Annotated in this window: 18 protein-coding genes, 2 tRNA genes and 1 pseudogene; 8 read left to right on the top strand and 13 right to left on the bottom strand. The window is 33.9% G+C overall.

The features are described 5' to 3' along the window. Window positions 1-11: 11 nt before the first annotated feature. Window positions 12-881, top strand: coding sequence for an RIO1 family regulatory kinase/ATPase domain-containing protein (locus D1866_RS10745; protein WP_152939813.1), 870 nt, complete (start codon window positions 12-14; stop codon window positions 879-881). After that, the gene (locus D1866_RS10740) at window positions 878-2,710 is read left to right on the top strand and encodes a DUF460 domain-containing protein (protein ID WP_152939811.1); all 1,833 of its coding nucleotides are present in this window, start codon (window positions 878-880) and stop codon (window positions 2,708-2,710) included. Before D1866_RS10745 ends, D1866_RS10740 begins: the two co-directional genes overlap by 4 nt. On the opposite strand, the gene D1866_RS10735 is transcribed toward D1866_RS10740, so the two are convergent. Both D1866_RS10735 and D1866_RS10730 read right to left on the bottom strand, forming a co-directional pair. Next, entirely contained in the window at window positions 2,684-3,898 is a 1,215-nt protein-coding gene (locus D1866_RS10735) for a methionine adenosyltransferase (RefSeq protein ID WP_196773536.1), read from the bottom strand. The two genes, D1866_RS10740 and D1866_RS10735, sit on opposite strands and share 27 nt — an antisense overlap. Before the next feature lie 28 nt (window positions 3,899-3,926). Continuing rightward, entirely contained in the window at window positions 3,927-4,190 is a 264-nt protein-coding gene (locus tag D1866_RS10730) for a U6 snRNA-associated Sm-like protein LSm6 (RefSeq protein ID WP_013775406.1), read from the bottom strand. A gap of 106 nt (window positions 4,191-4,296) precedes the next feature. On the opposite strand from D1866_RS10730, the gene D1866_RS10725 reads away from it, so the two are divergent. Beyond that, window positions 4,297-4,605 carry an ArsR/SmtB family transcription factor gene (locus tag D1866_RS10725; protein WP_048054533.1) on the top strand — a complete coding sequence of 103 codons (309 nt, stop codon included), beginning with the start codon at window positions 4,297-4,299 and terminating at the stop codon, window positions 4,603-4,605. On the opposite strand, the gene D1866_RS10720 is transcribed toward D1866_RS10725, so the two are convergent. Next, the gene (locus D1866_RS10720; RefSeq protein WP_152939807.1) at window positions 4,567-6,162 is read right to left on the bottom strand and encodes a CTP synthase; all 1,596 of its coding nucleotides are present in this window, start codon (window positions 6,160-6,162) and stop codon (window positions 4,567-4,569) included. The two genes, D1866_RS10725 and D1866_RS10720, sit on opposite strands and share 39 nt — an antisense overlap. 89 nt (window positions 6,163-6,251) lie before the next feature. On the opposite strand from D1866_RS10720, the gene D1866_RS10715 reads away from it, so the two are divergent. Both D1866_RS10715 and D1866_RS10710 read left to right on the top strand, forming a co-directional pair. Then, a complete protein-coding gene (locus D1866_RS10715) occupies window positions 6,252-6,929 on the top strand; it encodes an orotidine 5'-phosphate decarboxylase / HUMPS family protein (RefSeq protein ID WP_152939805.1) in 678 nt (225 codons plus the stop codon). A 15-nt stretch (window positions 6,930-6,944) separates the two neighbouring features. Further along, a complete protein-coding gene (locus D1866_RS10710; protein ID WP_152939803.1) occupies window positions 6,945-7,430 on the top strand; it encodes a hypothetical protein in 486 nt (161 codons plus the stop codon). 66 nt (window positions 7,431-7,496) lie between these two features. Here D1866_RS10710 and D1866_RS10705 read toward each other — a convergent pair whose 3' ends face one another. From D1866_RS10705 to D1866_RS10680, 6 genes are all read right to left on the bottom strand, one after another. Continuing rightward, window positions 7,497-7,919 carry a DUF2153 domain-containing protein gene (locus tag D1866_RS10705; RefSeq protein WP_152939801.1) on the bottom strand — a complete coding sequence of 141 codons (423 nt, stop codon included), beginning with the start codon at window positions 7,917-7,919 and terminating at the stop codon, window positions 7,497-7,499. A 41-nt stretch (window positions 7,920-7,960) separates the two neighbouring features. Then, window positions 7,961-8,350: a Trm112 family protein gene (locus tag D1866_RS10700; RefSeq protein WP_013775400.1), complete on the bottom strand. Its 390-nt coding sequence runs from the start codon at window positions 8,348-8,350 to the stop codon at window positions 7,961-7,963. After that, window positions 8,347-9,711, bottom strand: a complete 1,365-nt coding sequence (gene glmM, locus D1866_RS10695; RefSeq protein WP_152939798.1) for a phosphoglucosamine mutase — start codon at window positions 9,709-9,711, stop codon at window positions 8,347-8,349. Before glmM ends, D1866_RS10700 begins: the two co-directional genes overlap by 4 nt. 92 nt (window positions 9,712-9,803) lie before the next feature. Then, window positions 9,804-9,878: transfer RNA gene (locus D1866_RS10690), tRNA-Met, on the bottom strand. A gap of 180 nt (window positions 9,879-10,058) precedes the next feature. Further along, window positions 10,059-10,391 carry a hypothetical protein gene (locus tag D1866_RS10685; protein ID WP_152939795.1) on the bottom strand — a complete coding sequence of 111 codons (333 nt, stop codon included), beginning with the start codon at window positions 10,389-10,391 and terminating at the stop codon, window positions 10,059-10,061. 102 nt (window positions 10,392-10,493) lie between these two features. Beyond that, entirely contained in the window at window positions 10,494-10,946 is a 453-nt protein-coding gene (locus tag D1866_RS10680; protein WP_155861156.1) for a hypothetical protein, read from the bottom strand. Between the two features lie 182 nt (window positions 10,947-11,128). Here D1866_RS10680 and D1866_RS10675 point away from each other — a divergent pair, with 182 nt between their 5' ends. The 3 genes from D1866_RS10675 (at window position 11,129) to D1866_RS10665 (ending at window position 13,428) form a co-directional block, all read left to right on the top strand. Continuing rightward, a complete protein-coding gene (locus tag D1866_RS10675; protein ID WP_152939791.1) occupies window positions 11,129-12,592 on the top strand; it encodes a hypothetical protein in 1,464 nt (487 codons plus the stop codon). Window positions 12,593-12,795: 203 nt separating this feature from the next. Further along, complete coding sequence (rpl7ae, locus tag D1866_RS10670) at window positions 12,796-13,176, top strand: 50S ribosomal protein L7Ae (protein ID WP_152939789.1); 381 nt, start codon at window positions 12,796-12,798, stop codon at window positions 13,174-13,176. 179 nt (window positions 13,177-13,355) lie between these two features. Continuing rightward, a tRNA-Asn gene (locus D1866_RS10665) sits at window positions 13,356-13,428 on the top strand. Here the strand turns inward: D1866_RS10665 and D1866_RS13710 are convergent. The 4 genes and pseudogenes from D1866_RS13710 to D1866_RS10645 form a co-directional block, all read right to left on the bottom strand. Next, window positions 13,397-13,576: pseudogene (locus D1866_RS13710) on the bottom strand (putative integrase); the annotation flags it as partial. The gene D1866_RS10665 and the pseudogene D1866_RS13710 overlap by 32 nt on opposite strands. Before the next feature lie 333 nt (window positions 13,577-13,909). Next, complete coding sequence (locus D1866_RS10655) at window positions 13,910-15,622, bottom strand: glutamate--tRNA ligase (RefSeq protein ID WP_152939786.1); 1,713 nt, start codon at window positions 15,620-15,622, stop codon at window positions 13,910-13,912. Next, complete coding sequence (locus D1866_RS10650) at window positions 15,606-16,295, bottom strand: phosphoglycolate phosphatase (protein ID WP_152939784.1); 690 nt, start codon at window positions 16,293-16,295, stop codon at window positions 15,606-15,608. Before D1866_RS10650 ends, D1866_RS10655 begins: the two co-directional genes overlap by 17 nt. Next, window positions 16,292-17,470 carry an HD domain-containing protein gene (locus D1866_RS10645; protein WP_152939781.1) on the bottom strand — a complete coding sequence of 393 codons (1,179 nt, stop codon included), beginning with the start codon at window positions 17,468-17,470 and terminating at the stop codon, window positions 16,292-16,294. Before D1866_RS10645 ends, D1866_RS10650 begins: the two co-directional genes overlap by 4 nt. Window positions 17,471-17,482 lie beyond the last annotated feature (12 nt).

Here is a 17,482-nt window from a genome sequence, read left to right as displayed (position 1 = left end):
TTAATATTCTTATGCCATCCCTTACTTTAGCAGAAAAAGCCTCATTGGTGCTTCCGGAGGACTATTTAGTACTTAAAACGTTTGTAGAATTAAAAGATAAATATGAATACTTGACTGAAGAGGAATTAAAAGATAGATTAAACTTTACTGATACTGAATTAAGAATTTCTTTAGAAAAGTTAAGGAATTTAAGAGCAGTCTCATGGGATATAATCACTGGTAAAAGAGCGTATAAAATAACATTTACAGGCTTGGATATTCTAGCAATAAAAATGCTTTATGTGAATAAAATTCTAAATAGACTAGGTCTAATAATAGGAGAAGGAAAAGAGAGCAATGTGTATTACGGATATGATTTCGATAATAATACTATAATAGTAAAATTTCATAGAGTAGGAAATTCTAGTTATAAAAATGCTAGGAAACTGAGAGGTTATAGAGGAAAAAGAAGCTGGATTTCAATAACGCTTGATAATGCAAAGAATGAATATATTGCATTAAAATGTTTATCAGAAAATTTAGCTAAAGTGCCAAAACCTTTAGGTTACGCTTATAATGCAGTAGCTATGGAATACATAGAAGGGCCAAGCTTACTTAAGGCAGAGCTAAATAAACCTAAGGAAGTGTTAGATTCAATAATAGGATCTCTTAGGATTGCATATTTATATTGTAATAAAATGGTACATGGAGATTTAAGTCCTTATAATATAATTATAGGAGATAACGAGAGTCCTTATATAATTGACTGGCCTCAATGGAGGCAAGATGATGATAATCTACTAAATAGAGATGTTAACAATATAATATCATTTTTCAGTAAAAAATATAATATAACTGAAGATTTGAACTATGTAATGGCATTCATCAAGGGGAAAGCATGAGGATAATGGGAATAGATATAAATCCTGGCAGTAGCCCCGCTAATCTACTAGACGCAAAATACTCGGTAGTAATATTAGATGAGAATGGGAATATAGTTCAAAAATTCGATGAAATAGGCATATCTAAGATAATTAGATTAGCTTGGGAATACGAAGTTTCTATCGTAGCAACGGATAATATATACGAACTTGGAGAAAATGATAGGCAAGTAATTAAAATAATTAGTCTATTTCCAGATAACGTAGAACTAGTCCAAGTAACTTACAATGATGGAAGATTTATGGATATAAGGGAAGTAGCTAAAAACATGGGTATAGAAATACAAGGAAAACCTAATCCTAGTAAGACAGCATACCTAGCTGCTTATTTAGCGCTAAAAGGTGCAGGAACTAAAATTAAGCTCACAGAAAATAAAACTAAGATAATAATTTCCCGAGGTAGACACTTAGGACCAGGAGGCATGAGCTCTAATAGGTATAAGAGACATATTAGGGGATTAATATTAAGGGTTTTTAAAGAGGTAAAAGAGACTCTAGATAGGAATAACATAGACTATGACGTAATATTAAGGAGATCAAAGAGCGGTTTAGAAAATGCTACATTCATAGTCTACGCACCAAGAGAAAGGCTTTATGGACTAGTTAAAAAGATGAGTGGACATGACGTTAACTTAGAAATTAGGCCAGTGTATAAAACTAAGATAGATTTTGAAACTAACAAAAAGATAGAGAAAAAGCCTATAATAGTAGGAATTGATCCAGGAATATTTGTAGGAATTTCTGCAATAGATATTCATGGAAATCCAGTAATTTTAGAATCTAAAAAAGGAATTGATAGAGAAGAAATAATAAATAAATTATCAGAAAAAGGTTCAGCAATAATAATAGCTACTGATGTAAACCCTGTACCAGATGCTGTAAAAAAGATAGCAGGAATATTAAAAGCAAAATTATATGTTCCGGATAAGTCCTTAAGTGTGGATGAAAAACAAAAATTACTTCAAGAATATTCTGAAAAATATAACTTAAACATTACAGATCCGCACATCAGAGATTCGTTAGCTGCTGCGTTAAAAGCATATAAAGAATTAGAAAACAAATTGTCTCAAGCGTCTTCTACTATAAGAAAACTCGATCTAGATATAGATGAGTACGCAATATATAAGTGCATTATCGAAGGAAAGACGGTGGCAGAATGCATAGAGAAACAGATTGAAAATGAGATAGCAGAGGAAGAGAATAAGGAAATAATAAAAGTAGAGAAAACTGAGACTAAAGAAAAACAGCCAGAGAATAAAACATTTACAGAGAATTCTGAATTAAAGCATGAAATATTTAGATTAAGAAGGACTATTACAAGGTTATTAAATGAAAAATATGAATTAGAGAAGAAATTATATGAGATAAAAACTCAGTTTAACGCAGAGGTTGAAAGAGATAGAAGGTTGTATAGACTAAAAACGGAATTAGAGGAAAGAAACAAATCAATCTTAAAACTCCAAGAAATAATAAAGGATTACTCGGATAAAATAAATAAGCTTGAAGGGATTATTAATGATTTAGTAGAGGGAAAAGTAAATATTATAAAATCTAACTCGCTTATCGAAATCTCAGATTATAAAGTCAGAATTTTAGGAGAAGAAGTTAATCCTTCAATATTTAATTATGTAGGAAAAGACTTCATAATCTGCAAATCAAATATACTAGATGATATACGTAAATTAAGTAAAGAGAAAGAAATCCAGAAAGAAATGGATATTAATGATATAAAGAACATAATTGAAGAATATAGGAGACAAAAATCAAAACATGGAAACTTTGCCATCTAATATTAGTTCTGTGATTTTATTAAATGATTCTAGATATTCGTCTACAATTCCATTAATCTCGTTCTTTAAATCATCAGATATTTTACCGTTTTCCGTGCCAACTTCTACATTAACAACAAGAGGATCATTTATTGGTCTACCTATTTGACCTAGAACTTCAACTTGAACATTCCTAATTTTAGTCTCCTCTATAATCTTCTTAGAAATCAGCATTGCCATTACGTTATATATCTTACCAACATGATTTACTGGATTTTTACCAGCTGTTGCTTCTAACGACATCGGTCTCATAGGTGTTATAAGGCCAACTCCTCTATTACCTCTACCAGTCATTCCGTCGTCTCCATGTTCAGCCGAAGTTCCAGTGACTGTCAAATACAAAATTCCTTGATCAACTCTATCTCCAGTGTTTATGTAAACATTAACTTTATAGTCAGGAGCTAATCTACTTGCTAAATCTAAAATCTTCTGCTTAGCTTCCTCCTTAACTGCTAAATAATGATTAGTATCGTCTATTAACTCGCTTATAGTTGACATTGCTACTGTAAGATCTATTTCTTTACCCCTTCTTAATCCCATGACTTTTATATCCTCGCCGATCTCTGGAAGTTCAGATTTTACTTCTTTAGAATTTAACATTCTTTCTGTTTGATATACTAATTCCTCTAATGTAGAGAAAGGAGCAAATCCAACTCCGAAGCTGGTATCATTAGATAAAGGAACTGTCTTGCCTTTATTAAATATTCCAACAAGATCAGTGGACCCTTTACCCACTTTATAATCAACAATAACATGTTTTTCTGGATCTAAATATCTAAAATTATTCTTTATCCAGTTTTTAACGCTTTCAACTATTATAGTACCTACAGGAACGTTCTGAATACCGTCTTCAGTTCTAACCTCAGTAGTTGCCCTACCTGCAACTATAATGTAGATTGGTTGTATGACTTCTCCTCCTTTAAATTCCGGCTGAGCTTGACCGCCTACTACAAGAGTTTTATCTAAATTGTGATGAAGTATAGTACCAAATTTCTTTAGGTAATATAAGGATAATTTTCTGCTAGCTTCTTCTGAAGCAGAATCAGCAATATAATCCGGATGTCCTGTGCCTTTTCTTTCTACTAATTCTACAGGCAAATTATTAATATCTTGAACCCTTGCAGGTTCAACTACGATGTTTTTCATTATACTTTCACTTTCGTTTGGTGTTTTAAAATTATTTTTCTTTATTCATTATCGTTTCATAATCAATACTTATAAAGAGAACATTACTACCTCTTATTAGAACTCTGCCATATTTTGCTACTGGCTCTGCAGTGCCCTCTCTAAGTTCAGTACAGTCTCTAAGTACTAAATTCATTGTACCGTCAGTCTGTTCTAATTTACCAATGTACTCAGAACCATCTTTAAGTTTAACTAATACAATTTTATTTACAGCTGATTTAATGTTCTTTAATGGATTCTCAACTTTAGCTTGCAATATAAATCTCCTCTTCCTAATCAATTATCTAACTAATATAAAAGAATGACTTAGCGTTTTTCACGGCAAAAGACTTTTGAACAAAGTATTTGTCAGCTTTTTATTCATGGAACTTGTAGTAACAGATCCAGAAGATATACTAAGAGTTTCAACCGCATTTTCTTCAATGACTAGAATAAATATACTAAAGTTAGTAGCAGAAAAACCAAAAAGTATAACAGAATTAAGCAATGAATTAATGATGTCAAAAGGAAATATAAGCTCACAAGTAGCAGAATTACAAAATGCAGGATTAATAGAAATTTCATATGAGAATGGTGAAAAGGGAATTAAAAAAATGATAAAATCAAAATATGATAGAATTATTATAGTACTCTCAGAGTCCGGCAGCAGCCTTCAAGAATCCAACAAATAAAGGTGAAGGTCTTAAAGGTCTACTCTTAAACTCTGGATGAGCTTGAGTAGCTACAAAGAACTTATGATCCTTTAATTCTATCATCTCAACTAGACCGTTCTCACTAACTCCAGAGATTATCATACCAGCAGACTGCAGTTTATCTACATATTCTGGATTAACCTCATACCTATGCCTATGTCTTTCATAAACTTCTGATTTTCCATAAAGGTTATAAGCTATTGTACCTTCTTTAAGAATAATCTTCTGCGCACCTAATCTCATAGTTCCTCCTACTTGCGTAACTCTTTTTTGCTCATCTAGTAAAGTTACCACAGGATAAGGTGTATTAGGATCAACTTCAGTAGTATGAGCACCTTTAAGACCTAAAACGTTTCTGGCGAACTCAACTACAGCTAGCTGTAAGCCGTAGCAAATACCTAGATATGGAACATTGTTTTCTCTAGCATATTTTATTGCTTTTAATTTACCTTCTACTCCTCTAGCTCCGAAGCCGGGCAAAACTACTATCCCGTCCAATCCTTTCAATTTTTCCTCTACGGCATTATCTTTCTCTAAGTCAGTAGATTCTATCCAAACAATTTGAGGCTTAAGGTGTAACATAGCAGAGGCATGATATATTGCTTCTTTTATACTCAAGTAACTGTCCTTTAGTTTTGTATACTTTCCTACCAAACCTATTCTAACGACTTTGTTACCGTTCTTTATGGCATTTACAAAATTTATCCAATCGTCAAGCTTAGGTGGAGTATCCTTTAAGGCAAGCTTTGATAAAAGCTTTGAAGGAAGTGATTGTTTTTCTAGAATTAGAGGAACTTCATAGGCAGTCGAGACGTCATAATTCGAGAAAATGTACTCAGGTTTTACATTAGTGAACAATGCAATCTTCTTCTTAGTTTCCTCATCTATTGGTACTATGGATCTTGCTATTATAATATCAGGCTGAATTCCTATCCTTCTTAACTCTTGAACACTATGCTGCAGAGGCTTAGTTTTTAATTCTCCAGTTACATTAAGATATTCTACTAATGCAACGTGAATAAAGACTATATCATGCTCTTCCTCCTCTAACTTCATTTGCCTAACCGCTTCAAGGAATGGCAAGCTTTCTATATCTCCTACTGTACCTCCTATTTCTACTATTACGATGTCTGCCTTATCCAATTCTGCTACTTTCCTAATCATTGATTTTATTTCATCAGTAACGTGCGGTATAATTTGAACAGTCTGCCCTAGATACTTTCCTTCTCTTTCCTTCTTTATTACTTCAAAATAAACTTTCCCTGCAGTAATATTATTGTGCTTACTCATGTCTATGTCAAGGAATCTTTCATAATGCCCTAAATCTAAGTCGGTCTCTGCACCGTCATCTGTGACAAAAACTTCTCCGTGCATATAAGGATTCATAGTGCCTGCATCAACATTAATATAAGGATCTACTTTTACTACAGATATCTTGTATCCCCTAGCTTTCAAAAGAAGCCCTATTGATGCTGCAACAGTACCTTTTCCTACACTAGATAATACACCACCAGTTACTATTACGAACTTTGTCAATACATAATCACAGTAACAAGTACTCGGCTTTTGAGCTTAAAAACTCTTTTATAGATTAATTTAATTATTACCTCGTCCGCTTATGTCATATGAAAGACGAAGTCCTTGAAAGAATTTCGAGTAAAAAGAACTTACAAGTAGCGTTAGATTTCATATCTCTTGACGATGCAATAAGAGTAGCAAAAATGGCAATAGAAGGAGGAGTAGACATAGTAGAAGTTGGAACTCCGTTAGTTAAAGCAGAAGGAATTAGAGGAATAAAACAATTAAGAGAAGTAGCTAAAGACAAAATTCTCTTAGCAGATACAAAGACAGCTGACGCTGGAGACGTAGAAGTTGAAATTGCTAAATTGGGCAACGCAGATATAATGACTGTTCTGGGAATAATGAGCGATTCTACAATAAAATCTGCAGTAGATAAGGCAAAAGAACTAGGAATAGTAGTCCAAGCTGATTTAATTAATGTTAATGATCCAGTAAAGAGGGCAAAAAGATTAAAGGAATTAGGAGTTGATATAATAGGTTTGCACGTGGGGTTAGACGTTCAAAAAGAACGCGGAATTACAGTAACGTCTTTAAAGAATGAAATTAAGCAAATCTCAGAGTTCTCACTGGTATCAGTTGCTGGAGGATTAAATGAGAAGAACATTGTAGATCTTCTAGATTTACCTATAAACATTTATGTGGTAGGAGGGGCAATAACTAGGAGTAGCGATCCATTACTTGTTACGAAACGTTTAATTAATATAATAGGAGGACATAAATAAGATAGGGGATTAAGTTTGTCACAGCCTGGACAGACAAAAACTAAGGAATTAAAAACAATTACTAAGCAAGTAATTACTCCATCTGTTTTAAAAGAAGATAAGAAAAAAGTACAATTGATGTATATAATAAAATTATTTGGAGGAATATCTGAAAGGGCTTTGATAACTTTACTATACGAGGCCTCGCAAAAAGGTTTAGATTTAGGCTATAAATTCAATGTAATCGGAAATAATGTGTTCAGTCCAATGATAAAGGAAGACCTTACTTCGTTGCTTTATTTAGGGCTAATTGAAAGTGACCCAGTAAATAAAAAACTAAAATTATCAACTAACGGAGAAGAAGCTCTAGAAGAGAATCAAGCTGTAATTGATGATAATTTCAAAAACCAGTTAAATCAGATTTTATCAGAGATAAAGTCTAAAATAGTAGCTATTGATGAAGAATATACATTGAAACTAAAAAACGCCAACAGAGGATATAGTAGAGGAAGAAGATATTAGATATATAAAAATGAACAATTTCGCTTATTTTACTTATTTTTAATTAAACTATATTTTTAATAAAATTTACATTGTAGTGAAAGTTATTCTTCTATTGTTCTGACTCTGCTGTTCATCAAATAATGGCCTAGACCAAATTAATGGATCTAGTTTACCTTCCTTTCCTAGTTTGCTTATTAGATCACGTGCTTCACTGGTGTGTCTAATATCTAACTCCAGAAGCTGTTCTAATATACTCCAGCTAGTTCTTTTTACATCTTCCAGCATTTCTTTAGGCATGTGTTTTATTATCATTGGATCTTGTAGCCATTGATCAAACGCTTTTATAGTTCTCATCATGTGCTGGAAAGCTACTCTAGAAGCTAAGATTAAGTCTAACCTATCCATGTCTTTATCGTTTTCATTCTTTTCCATATCTTTTATAGTTGCAAGCAAACTCTTCTGCATCTTTATCCATTCGTCTAAATTAGATAGAAATGAACTTTCCAAGATTTACACCAAAAATACATTTGTAAACCGGATTAATAAGCTCATTTTAAACTCGATAGATTAAATGGAACGCCGTTCTCTATAATGTAAGATGGTATCTTATCTTTATTCTTCTCAAGGAATTTTAAATCTTCCTCTTTCTTTCTTAACTTATCTGGTAGCATTCTAGGTATTTCATCTATAATTGGATACCATCTTTTACATTCTGGACAGTAAAGTACCCCTTCCTCTATTTCATAGGTTATGCACTCATCACAAGGAGGGTTTTCGACGTTCTTAACTTCAGAATTCTTATATGCACAATAAAGTTCGCACAAAGGCTTTTTCTCATCGGTAGTTCTCTCGACTTTTTTCTGAGAAATTACTATAAGCTGGAGAGGGAAATGCTTGCACATGGGGCAAGCTAATATATCCATTAGTCTATATTTCATACTAAACTACCCACCAGCTTTACTAACTCATTTGCAAGATTTTTTGCTTTTTCCTTATCTTTAGCCTCAACCATTATCCTTATTATAGGCTCAGTACCACTCTTTCTAACTAAGAACCAATAGTCCGGAGTAATTATCTTCACGCCATCTATAGTTATGATATTACCCTGAGAGTATGTAGACTTTACTGTTTCGTATATTTTCTCAACGTCCGTGTTTTTATTTATGTAAACCTTAGTTTTTACTGTATAATACTTTGGTAATGTATCAAAAAGTTCTGCAGAAGAGATATTTTCAGATGCAAGCATCTCAAGCATTAAAGCAAAAGACATTGCTCCATCTCTCACATACTGATGAAGAGGGAAAATGAACCCTCCGTTTTCCTCAAAGCCAGCAATTCCCTTCTCTTCCATTAATTTATGAGCAATATCAACACTACCAACTTTAGTCCAAACAACCTCTATATTGTATTTCTTAAGGTAATCTTGAACTAAAACAGAACTGGAGACTGCTGTAAATATTCTTCTAGGAAAGCCACTTTCCTTTGTTGAAGCCCAATAAGATAATAATGCACCGCTCCTATCGCCCCACTGCACTCTTCCCTGTGAATCTATAAATATTGCTCTGTCTGCATCACCATCGTGAGCTACACCTAAATCAACTTTAAGCTCTTTAGCAATCTCCGCAGTATCCTTTAGGCTGTCAAAAGTGGGTTCCGGAGTCCTTGCAGGGAATAAAGGATCTAAGTTAGTATTTATACCATATATTTTACAACCTAACTCCCTGGCAACAATAGGTGAAGTTATAGAACCTACGCTATTAGCACCATCGATCAACACTTTAAAGTTCTTCTTCCTTATTTTCTCTACGTCAACATGACTTAAAATGCCTTTAACGTAATTATCTATAACTCTATCCTCCTTTTTTACGTCGTAAGTTAAAGCCCTCCAGTCCTCGGAATAAAACTTTCCGGAAAAATAAATATCCTCAATCTCGTTCTCCTTATCTCTAGAAATCTCAACGCCATCCTTATCTATCACTTTTATTCCGTTATATTCCGCAGGGTTATGACTAGCAGTAATAATTACTCCAGCATCATAACCTAAAGTCTTTACAGCATATTGTAAGGCAGGAGTAGGTGCGAAGCCTCCTTCATAAACCTTAACTCCAGCACTTAATAAACCGCTCTCCACAGCTCTAGTATACATATCTCCACCAGCTCTAGCATCTCTTCCTATCAGTATTGTTGATCCTTTACCGAAAAACGTTCCAATAGCTTGCCCTAGCTTTTGAGCTAACTCTATTGTTAGCTCTTTATTTATAGTACCTCTCACTCCGTCAGTGCCGAAAAGTCTACCCATAATATATAATTTGAAGATTCAATTTAAGATTTCAGCATTTCCAGCGGTAATCATAATTTCATTCGACCCTCTTCTCATCACAAAAAGTGAGGTAGCGGCGCCTGGATTTGAACCAGGGACCTCAGGGTTATGAGCCCTGCGGCCTTACCAGGCTGGCCTACGCCGCTGAGTACATTTTATACTTTGATCGCTATAAAATTTTCTCGTTTATTCTTGGGAAGAAGATGATAAGAACTTAATGAATATAATCAATGAAAGGAAAGATGCCCTTAATATCATCTTTATTTACTTATAATTCCTTTATCCTTGAGTATTTTAGCAATGTCTCTAATTCTACGATATACGCATTATTCATGAATTTTATTCATGTTTTTGGCTAATTCTATGAAATAATTCTTTTTGTCCATCAAATCAGTAGGTGCTAAATAACCGGTTTTAAGTAAGTTAACGTTCTCCTCCCATAGGTAGAACCTATACGTTAGATCTTCAGCTGACAACAATTCTAGAAAATGTTTTTTATCAATAGACAAGGAAGGCGCCTCATCACCTAAAACAATCCAAGCATGTAATTTAGTTAGTAAGTCGTTAGAAGTTAACCACATCTGTAGTTTGTCTGCAAAAATAGATGCGAAGACTTTTATGTTAGGGAATAATATTTTATGGAAATGAGATTTTTCCAATCATTTCTGCCTAACTGTGGGTCAAATAACAATTCGTAATAAGCGTCTATAGTTTTCTGATCGAGTATTTTCTTAAAATCTATCTCCCAAATACCACTAGTACTAAGATCTTCCTACACTTGTAGTTCTGAAATTTTTATCATTACACGTTAAGGCTCTTTTAAGCATTTTAACTGCTTTCTCGTATGCATATTCGTCATGAAATTCTCCCCTCATATATTGACCTATTAAGCCTACTAAGCACAAAATTATCTCATATAATTGTGCATCATTAATATTTTTATCTTCTAATTTAATGTCAGCGTATTGTAAAAATCTATTCCACATTTGATCATCACAGTCTCCTTCTCCAATATGCAGACTGCGAATTTTACAAATATCATTTATTTGCTTTTTATCGATGTAAATAAATGCTAGATTTACTAATAGTTCTAAAAGTTGGTCAGTATTCTCACTACCCCTAATCTCGTTTAGGTTGTTATGAGGGCTCACTATTATAAAATCTCCGAAGTCCCAAATCTGAACTTTTGAGTTTTTGAACTTTTCAATGTGCAAATAACCGTCTTATCAACATAACTTTTCATAGAAATATAAATGAGTGGGAGGATAATAAATATTGATACTGTTGAGTAGTGTAAATTCTAACTTTCATAATTACTCCTGTTTCTTTTAATTTGTCATTAAATCTTTCTAAAGGACTAGAAATCTTTTTATATTAGATATGCTAGAATTAACATATGTCAGAATCTGGATCAATAATATTAAAATCTGCATATGGTTCGACTTCAATATCAGATTTTGTAAGTACAATAGGAGGTATAATAGGTGCAGCTTCTGCAATAATGCAATCAGTTGAAAATGCTGAGTGTGAGGCTAACGTTGACGCTCCAAAATACTGTGACTCGTATAAACAGATGGCTACAAGCAATACCTACTATTCAATACTCCCGGCAATTATTGTCCCAGCAAGAATGTCAGCTCACCCACCAACACTTACAATAATGAACTTCGTTAGACATGGCATATTAGTTAAAACGCCATATAAGGACGTATACGTGTATATAGGAGGAATCTCAAAGGATTGGCGTGGAAAAGTAAGTAGGTTAACAGTTTATCAAGGAGGAGGAAGCTTCACATTCAGTGGTAATCTAAACACTCTAAAATATCTTACGGTGGAAGATTTTCCAATAGCAATGATTCCACTACATGGAAGTACAGAGTCCGAGTTTGTTAACCCGCCATGCCCGAAGTGTAGGTTAACTCAAAAGCAAGCTGACATTAATGCTATGACTAAAGTAATTACGGAACAAGTCGGTGGGTCGTTTTCTGACTTCCTTTTAACGCTAGCTAAAGGCTTAAAATCTGCTTCACCAGCCACTGTTGCTATAATACCTAACTACGTACCTTATATACTTGAATATATTTATGAAGATATGCGGGGATATAATCAAATAATACCAATATTCAAATCTTCTGATGATCAATATTATATAAGACGTGCTATACATGTTACGCTAAAAGCAATTTCTAATTATTTCCCTGTTTTTAATTTTGCAGTTTCCTTTGGTTTGGGTTCTCTTTCTCAGTATGAGGGTTTATATGGCGTTACAATATTCGGTAATGGCCTTTACTCCAGCTTATGCAGTATTACTAATCCTATTCTTAATGACGTTACCGGCAATTTGAGACTTGCTTTAATGGGTGAGACTCCTTTAATTTTCGGCGCTCCAATATTTGATGATGGCGTTTGTACTACTTATTGTACTGGTAGTTATAATCTAGAAGGATTTCTTTCTCCTTCGAGTCCAGCATCTGCAGTTGGTAGTGTTGCTGGTACTGTTCTTCAGCTGTCTTTGGTTACTCCTCCGCCTAATTCTTATAGTATTCAGGATTTGGAGGCTTATGCTCAGTGGTTGGGTGTTGTTGAGAATTTTAGGAAGTTGCTTTCGGTAGTTATTAAGGTTTCTGCTGTTGTCTCTGCTCTAGTTAATGTTTATAATATGGAGGAGGAAGTTGCTGAGGACGTTATTAATTCTTTGGATTGGTTGGGTAAGTTGTTTGAGAATGACGTTGATACTATTGCTAGGAAGATATATGATGAGATAAACTCCGGTAATCATGATGAGTCTTCGCACACCGATGATGAAGGAAGGGAACTTCACAATGCTTACCTGTGCGCAAGATTCGGAATATGCGGATAGCATAAAAATTTGCTTTACAGGAATATTAAATACCATAAATAATTATTTTTAATTAGATATGTATTTTAATATTAAACATATGTATAAAACAAGTCTAGACATTAATGATTCAAAACCATCTAACCTAAACGTTATCAAATAGCTTTTTAAGCTAATGAGTCTCATTCATTTTTGCGTGACGAAATAAGGAGGAGGATGAACGTATGTCCAAACCATCTTATGTAAAATTTGAAGTTCCACAAGATTTAGTAGATAAAGCCCTAGAAGTTCTTAAGAAAGCTAAAGAATCTGGAAAGATAAAGAAAGGCACTAACGAAACTACAAAAGCAGTAGAAAGAGGACAAGCAAAATTAGTATATATTGCAGAGGATGTACAACCAGAAGAGATAGTAGCTCATTTACCTGGATTATGCGAAGAAAAGAAAGTTCCTTATATATACGTACCATCAAAGAAAGCTTTAGGTGAAGCATGCGGATTACAAGTTGCTGCAGCTTCTGCGGCTATTATAGATCCGGGAGAAGCTAAAGACGCATTAGACGAAGTCTTAAAGAAGTTACAAGAGATATCTGGTAAATCCTCATAATACTATTTAGTTTTTATTTTTAGATATTCATAAACTTATTTTATTTATAAGCCGTTCTTTTCAATTGTATCTAAAATTTGCGCTAGATGCGTGATTGTGATTGATGATTAAGTAGTTCAAATTATCCTTTGACAAGAGTGAGCAAAAACGTTATAAGAAATAAGTTAATAGAATAAAATGCCGCAGTAGCTCAGCTGGAAGAGCGCCCGGCTGTTAACCGGGCGGTCGCTGGTTCGAGTCCAGCCTGCGGCGCTGGCTGGGGGTACATCCTCGCCAACGCCCCCAGGCACGTTTTAATTACCTTATCTAAGGAACCTACGTAACGGTCTCTTCTCTTGCAGCCTTCACCCTTCTCTATGATGTAAACATAATACTTTCCCTTAACCTCACGAATTCTTATATCACCAAATGTGAAAACTTTATTACCTTACCTTTCTCGCTTTATGTTTGCCAAGTGAAGGTATTTTAAGGACTGTTAATATTAGGCGTGGAGTTGAAAGAAGACGATAACAATTTCTTAGTTATGCAAAAAAACAAATATGTAATACTTTACGGTAGTGTCTAAATTCAAACTGGTTGAATTTCATGAAAATTGTTACAGTCGAAAATCAATAGGGCTAAAATGGAGTAAAAGTGTCCAAATTCCTAAGGGGTATAGAGTAAAAATCACTTTATAATTGATTAAACAGACTTTCGCATTACAAAGCTTTCTATAAAAGTTTTTGAGAAAAAGTCATTCGTGTGCATATATTACTGTTAATTTGTTATTACTCTCGTTCTTGGAGTCAACTCTAACGAAACCGTATCTAATGAACTGCACTATTTCATCTGGATTAAGGTTAATCGCATATCTTTCAGCTTTTCCTTTAATTATCTTTAAGTCTTGGTTTGGATCGGCTTTTATCACATTTACGTTAACTTCCTCTCCTTTCTTGACCCATTGAACAATCTTTGCATTCATTTTCTTTGCGTCTTCTACTGATTTGCTTATGTAGACTAATTTGTTTCCTTCAACTTTAACATTGCATAGTTCAACAAGTCTAATTATACTTTGGTTTTCTGCATCGGCCTTTTCTACAAGTATTTTATCTCCAGGTTTTACCGTAATTTCCCTAAATTCCTTTATAGATGGGCTCAGAGGTATTTTGGCAGTCATTTCTTCTGGAATTTCAAGCGTAAACTCAGAGTAGTTTTCTACATACATTATCCTTTTTGCGATAGGATCGAGTTTTTTCCTATTTAATGCGGCTATGTTCTCAAAGCTAATCGTTGCGTCAGACGGTTTTACTCCAACTTCTATGATTATTTCTCTAATAGTTTCTGGTAAAATTCCTCTTCTTCTCAGTCCTGCAATAGTAGGTAATCTTGGATCGTCTCTTGTAGTCCCTTTTTCCATCATTCCTTTTATTTTCGATTTACTCATCATGAACCCTTCTAATTTAAGCCTTCCAAATTCCATAACTTCGGGAATTTCCCAGCCCATGTAGTTGAATACCCATTTTTGTTTATCCGCATTGCTCATATGCTCCTTAGCTCTTAAAATGTGAGTTATTTTATAATCGTGATCATCTACTGCTGAAGCAAAATTATACGTTGGCCATACCCAATATTTATCGCCAACAAGAGGGTGAGGGTTTTTCTCGGTATCGACTATCCTAGCCATTACCCAATCTATTTTTGAAGGATCTGGATCGTTGAGGTCAGTCTTTATCCTAAGCACTGCCTCTCCTTCTTTAAATTTTCTTTCTAACATTTTTTCCCATAATTCAAGGTTGTATTCTACTGGTTTTGATCTATTAAAGCAGGGTAAGGAAAAGTTTCTAGTCTCTTTCATTTTCTTAAATTCTTCTTCGCTACAAGTATCTACGTAAGCATAACCTTTTTCGATCATTTCTTTAGCAACTTCATAATATCTTTCAAGTCTTGACGAGGCTGTAAATTCTTCTTGCCAAGTTATTCCTAACCACTTTAAATCCTCTCTTATCCAATCATAAGCTTCTCTCAGTGGTTTCTTTACTTTTGGATCAGTATCGTCAAATCTTAAAATGAATTTTCCTTTATACATTCTAGCATATTCGTAAGAAAGAATTGCGGCTCTTGTATTACCTAAGTGTATTGGCCCGTCTGGATTTGGAGCGAACCTAGTTATTACTTCACCTTTAACGTTGGGCAAAGGTGGCAAAGTTTTCTTTTCTTCTTCAGTTTTCTTCTTTGTTAACATTTCTGGGAACTTTGCCTCTAGTTCTTTTTTCTGATCTTCTAAGCTCATGGAATTTACTTTTTCTACTATTTCTTGTACTCTCTTTGCTATTTCCTTAGCTTTTGGTTTTAACTCTGGTTTTTCTCCTAGAACTTTACTCATTACTGGGCCTACTGCCGCTTTGCCGTCATGTTTAACTGCATTATCCAATGCGTACTTGTAAATTATCTCATCTATTTCTTCCATCTAATTTTCCCTCCAATATCATTGTAACTAGTTCTTTAACTCCTTCCCCACTCTTAAGATTTAATATAATGTCTGCCTCTTTTTTTAACTCTTCCTCAGCATTACCAACTGCAACTTTTATTCCTACTTCTTTGAACATATCTAAGTCAGTTAATGAATCTCCTATTCCTATAACCTCTTCTTTTTTAACGCCGTGAAGTTCTATAAGTTTTCTAACCCCAACCATTTTACCAGCCGGTTTAAATGCGATGTGTAATGCATATCCCGAGGAGTTAATATATAACCCCTTTTCTTCTGCCCACTTAATCATTTCTTCTGTAATATCTGGAGGTGTAAAACCGAAGTCACATTCCCTATAATCGTTTTGCCAACTATCCTTTAGTTTGAATTTTTCTTTAAATTCCTCTAATATTTGTCTATCCATAGGTTTGCATACCCTAATCTTTTGTTTATAAAAGACTACGCAACCGTTCTCTGCAACGACTCCGCCGGAGAATCCTAAATAATTATGCAACCCTCTTAATACTGGGTAAGAGTTACCGCTAACTAGTGCAACTTTTATTCCCCTTTCTTCCAATAATCTAAGATATTTTATTGCATCTAGGCTAACCTTGTATATTCCTCTATCTTCAGTTAATGTACCGTCAAGATCTGTTAGCACTAGTTTAATCAACTCAATACTTCCCTCGCTTTCTTAGCGTATTCATAATCTACGTAAACTCTTCTAATTAATATGAAATCAGGGATTTCGTGTAAGAGTGTTGCAGAATAGTCCTTTAATTTCTTCTCTCTACCCTTTGAAAGGATCTTAATCTTATTTTTGTCAATTATTGAAATTTTTTCTTCAAATGGATATATTGAATCAGAAGGAATACCAACTTTCTCCAATTGGTTTCTTATATCTTCTAAATAACCTTTTTCCTCTTTGTATGACACTTCGTCATAAACAACTTTAGGTCCTTTTCTATCCATAAAATTCTTTATTTTTTGGATTATTGATAAAGGAATATCTTCAGTTAAGCAATTATAAAGAGACGATATTATCCATTCATCGTCCCAATACGGGAAAAGGCCTTCTTTTACCATTTCCCTAATATTTGACGAATCTTTAAGGTCTTTATTACAGTAGTTTATCATATACTCGTACAAGTTCCTTAAAAACAACTCGTAACCTAGTATTGTCTTATGGTAATATACTGCCTGGTACATATGCAACCTAGAAATGTAAAAATTTTCTAAACTTATTATTCCCTTATCTTCTACTGTAATTCCTGATTGTGTGTAAGATATTGTATCTATTAATCTGTCTAAGTCAAGTTTACCTAACTGGACTCCAGTATGCCTTGAGTCTCTCATTAAATAATCTATCCTATCTACATCGACTTCTCCATCGATAATTGAAGATAATAATGAATTCCCGTGATATATGTCAAGAATTCTTGAAATTGAAAAACCGTATTTTTCTAGGATATCTTTTATCTCCGATTTTTCTAAAATATATTCTCTTAATTCCTTATTTCCGAAACCTTGAGGTAAATAGTATCCTTCAATAGCATGACTAAATGGGAATTGTCCTATATCGTGTAATAAGCTAGCCATTTTTAGGTCTTGAAGTTCTTCGGCGTTTATTTCGCCAGAATTATAAAGTTTCTCTCCTACTTTTGATGCTAGGTAAAAAGTTCCTAGTGAATGGCTAAACCTTGTATGAGTAGCCCCCGGATAAACTATGTAAGCTAAGCTAGTTTGTTTTATTCTTCTGAGTCTTTGAAATTCTGGAGAATCTACAATTTCAATTTCTGCATCTCCAAGTGTTATATATCCATGAATTTCATCGTATATCTTTTTCATACATTATATGAA

It is taken from the genome of Acidianus ambivalens (genome assembly GCF_009729015.1).
Lineage (GTDB): Archaea > Thermoproteota > Thermoprotei_A > Sulfolobales > Sulfolobaceae > Acidianus > Acidianus ambivalens.
The sequence above is the reverse complement of the archived record's forward strand: the minus strand, read 5'-3'. Positions and strand labels throughout refer to the sequence as shown.